This is a genomic window from Streptomyces sp. NBRC 110611 (assembly GCF_001590865.1).
GTDB lineage: Bacteria > Actinomycetota > Actinomycetes > Streptomycetales > Streptomycetaceae > Streptomyces.
The window spans coordinates 1-1,956 of sequence record NZ_BBUY01000071.1 but is presented as its reverse complement, the minus strand read 5'-3'; the positions used below and the strand labels follow the sequence as shown (position 1 = coordinate 1,956).

Annotated in this window: 1 protein-coding gene; it reads left to right on the top strand. The window is 72.2% G+C overall.

What is annotated here, in order from left to right:
- On the top strand, positions 1-1,956 hold a 1,956-nt coding region (locus AZE13_RS33355), incomplete at both ends, for an acyltransferase domain-containing protein (protein WP_147264832.1).

Here is a 1,956-nt window from a genome sequence, read left to right as displayed (position 1 = left end):
ATTTCGTGGCCGGGCATTCGGTCGGTGAGATCACGGCGGCGTATGTGTCCGGGGTGTTGTCGCTGGTGGACGCGTGTGCGTTGGTGTCCGCGCGGGCGCGGTTGATGCAGGCCCTCCCGGCCGGTGGGGCGATGGTCGCCGTCCAGGCCACGGAGGGGGAGGTGGCCGGTCGTCTGACGGCGGACGGTGTGTCGATCGCGGCGGTCAACGGTCCCGAGGCGGTCGTGATCGCGGGTGATGAGTCCGAAGTGCTCCGGATCGCCGAGGAGTTCGCGGACGAGGGCCGGAAGACCCGTCGGCTGCCGGTGAGTCATGCCTTCCACTCGCTGTTGATGGAGCCGATGCTGGCGGACTTCCGGCGGGTTGCCGAGGGACTGTCGTACCAGGCTCCTCGGATCCCGCTCGTCTCGAACGTCACGGGCGGACTCGCCACCGAGGACCTCGTCTGCTCGGCCGAGTACTGGGTCCGGCACGTCCGCGAAACCGTCCGTTTCGCCGACGGAGTACGCGCCCTGGAGGCCGAAGGGGCGTCCGTCTTCCTGGAACTGGGCCCCGACGGTGTGCTGACCGCGATGGCCCAGCACACGGTGGCCGAGACGGCGGTAGCGGTCCCGGCCCTCCGCAAGGACCGCCCCGAGGAGACCGCCCTGCTCACGGCGCTGGCGCGGCTGCACACCGCAGGCGTCGGGATCGACTGGGCCGAGCTCTTCACCGGCACCGGCGCCCGCCGCGTGGACCTGCCCACCTACCCCTTCCAGCACGAGCGGTACTGGCCCCGGCCCGCCGCACTGTCCGGGGATGTGACCGGTGCGGGGCTCCTCCCGGCGGAGCACCCGCTGCTGGGCGCCACGCTCACCCTCGCCGACTCCGGCGAGGTGGTGCTGACGGGCAGGCTGTCACTGCAGACGTATCCGTGGCTGGCCGATCACGTCATGGGCGGCAGCGTGCTCTTCCCGGGAACCGGTTTCCTGGAACTGGCGCTGCGCGCCGCCGATCAGGCCGGCTGCGACCGGGTTGAGGACCTCGTCCTGATGACGCCGCTGGTGCTCCAGGAGGAGCGTGCCACACAGGTGCAGGTGCTGGTCTCCGCCCCCGACGAGGCGGGCGCCCGCACCATCTCCGTCCACTCCCTCCCGGACGGCGACCCCGACCAGCCGTGGACCCAGCACGCGGGTGGCACGCTGACCCGCGGCGAGCGGATCGGGGACTTCGGCGCCCAGGTCTGGCCGCCGCAGGACGCGGTGCGCGTCGACCTGGAAGGCTTCTACGACGGAACCGGTTATGGCCCCGCGTTCCAGGGGCTGCGTGCGGTGTGGCGGCGCGAGGACGAGGCCTTCGTCGAGGTGATGCTCCCGGAGCAGGTCGCGGGGGAGGCGGGGGCCTTCGGGCTCCATCCGGCGCTGCTGGACGCGGTGTTGCAGGCGCACCGGATGGCCGGTGTCGGCGGCGAGGGTGACCAGTTGCTGCCGTTCGCGTGGCGTGGCGTGTCGCTGCACGCGGCAGGTGCGCCGGCGCTGCGGGTTCGGGTCGTGAAGACCGGTGAGGACTCGGTGTCCATCGCGGCCGTCGACGTCGAGGGCGCGCCTGTGCTGTCCGCCGAGGCGATGGTGATGCGGGCCTACCAGGACCCCGGCACCGGCCGCTCGGCGGAGCGGCCGGGCGCGGAGCACGACACGCTGCTGTCGCTGGAGTGGGTGCCGGCCCCCGAGGTCCAGCCCGCCGAGGTGCGGTGTGTGTCCCTGGGCGCTGACGAACTGGGCGTGGGTGCATCCATCGCCTCTCTGGCCGGTCTCACCGGCGACGAGGATCTCGTAGTGGTGCCCGTGTCGTCCGGTATCGGCACGGGCGACGACGTGCCCGCCCGTGCCCACGAGCTCACGGCCCACGTTCTGGGTGTGCTCCAGGAGTGGGGCAGCCGGGAGGAATCCGCCACCTCGCGCCTGGTGTTCGTCACCT